Origin of the sequence: Microbulbifer sp. 2205BS26-8 (genome assembly GCF_030731025.1) — a bacterium.
GTDB lineage: Bacteria > Pseudomonadota > Gammaproteobacteria > Pseudomonadales > Cellvibrionaceae > Microbulbifer > Microbulbifer spongiae.
This window is the reverse complement of record NZ_JAVAMR010000112.1, coordinates 1-1,659: the sequence shown is the minus strand read 5'-3', so window position 1 is coordinate 1,659 and position 1,659 is coordinate 1. Positions and strand designations below refer to the sequence as shown.

Here is a 1,659-nt window from a genome sequence, read left to right as displayed (position 1 = left end):
TAGCGATCCTGACACCGCCTGAGCGAGCAGCATAAAATCCTGTGGCGTTAGGCTGGCCGTGCAAAATCCGGGCTAAATTGGTGTCCGGGTTTAGTAGACCACTACACTGCAAATACTTGGCGCACTGCCGCTTGAGAGCGCTATACACCCTTAAATGAGCACGGCTTTTCATATCTCATTTCGACGGCTTTTTGTTCACGATATTGGCCGAGTAATGAGACTCCTATTCCTGCCATGATGATGATTCCTCCAATAATTTGAGCAAAGTTGGGAATCTCTTGCAGGATAAGAAAGGCGAAGAAGGTACCGGCAACGGGAGTAATGGCTGTCGCGATAGAGATATCAGCAGAGCTCGCCCCTCCTTGCAGCCCTTTAAACCAGGTGATCTGCCCAAAAACGATAATGACCGCTCCATATACAAGCATCCACACCCAGAGGAAAGGGGAAAGGAGATCTTCAAAGTGGTTGGGGCCAAATACAGAGAGGACTATGATCGAAAAGAGGATCACCCCTGCAAGCATGCGGAAAACTGAAAAGACGCCAATAGGGACGCGATCAAGCAGTTTCCGGCTCACCTGAACGGCAATGACTCCCAAGAGGGTTGCTATAGCAGTTAAAATTTCTCCAGCTTTGGGAAAGGTTTGTAGGAATTGGTTCACTGCAGGATTTCCAACGTCCAGCATTTTCATGCTCATCTGCCTTTCCATCGGAGGTTGATTTAGGGCAAAAATAGCAATAACACCAATCATTACAACAAGGGCACCCACTATTGAGAACCCTGTAGGCCTCTCCCGAAACATAATATAAGCTATCAAGAGTCCTAAGGGAGCATCTAGAGTTGAGATTAAAACGACATTGGTCACCTCTGTGATCATTAGAGCAATAAAGAAGAAGGCAGGGGCAAGAACTCCAGACATCAGGATAAGCACAAGCATGTAAAACCAGTCTTTGACAGGGTACTGTATTAAGACGCTGAGGCGCCAATCTTTCCTATAGATGATAAAAAGTGTGATACCCGCTAAGAGATTTCCAGCGAACAAAAGGTTACAAAAAGAGATGGGGTTGTTCCCATGGATGGGATGACTGGCCCCGAGCTCTCCGATTTTTGCAACGACTGAGTTGGAGGCAGCAAAAATAAGAATCGAGATCCATAGCCAAAATCGAGTGCTTTTTACGACGGGTTGATTTTCCATTTTGTATCCTTTGAGCGCTGCGGATAGCTCCAGCGTATCTACCTCGTTCTGTTCCAGGTATGCCTCTACTAGCGGTTAGTAGGAAATCAGGTCAGTCTGACCTGGATCAGTTTAGACCAAATCTGACCCATTCGCTTGATGAAGCTTGAGGCAGATCCAGCGAACCCGCCCAACTTGCCAGTTGTGCAAAGCAAGTGGCAAATAGTGCTATGCAGGTTAATTGAACCGAGTTGCCGCCTTACGGAGCTGGCCCGAATACACCCTGCTAGGGGGGCGATGGCTGGATACGCTGACCCTTTGTGACAGAATTCTGGCGGCTTTCCTGGTTACCATTTAGGGAATAAGAGATTTCTTGTCTTTTTGTATCCCCTCCAGGCGAGAGTAGAGCGGATTTTTACCGGTCTTAGCTTTTGCACGAGAGTGTAAATTAAATTGTGTAACTGCTCATGCCTCCGTACTCTGAACC

General features: G+C 47.4%; 1 protein-coding gene. It reads right to left on the bottom strand.

Annotation, left to right across the window (positions count from 1 at the left end; translation table 11 throughout):
- Positions 1-140: 140 nt before the first annotated feature.
- Positions 141-1,193, bottom strand: a complete 1,053-nt coding sequence (locus Q5Y71_RS16725) for a DMT family transporter (protein ID WP_306043216.1) — start codon at positions 1,191-1,193, stop codon at positions 141-143.
- Positions 1,194-1,659 lie beyond the last annotated feature (466 nt).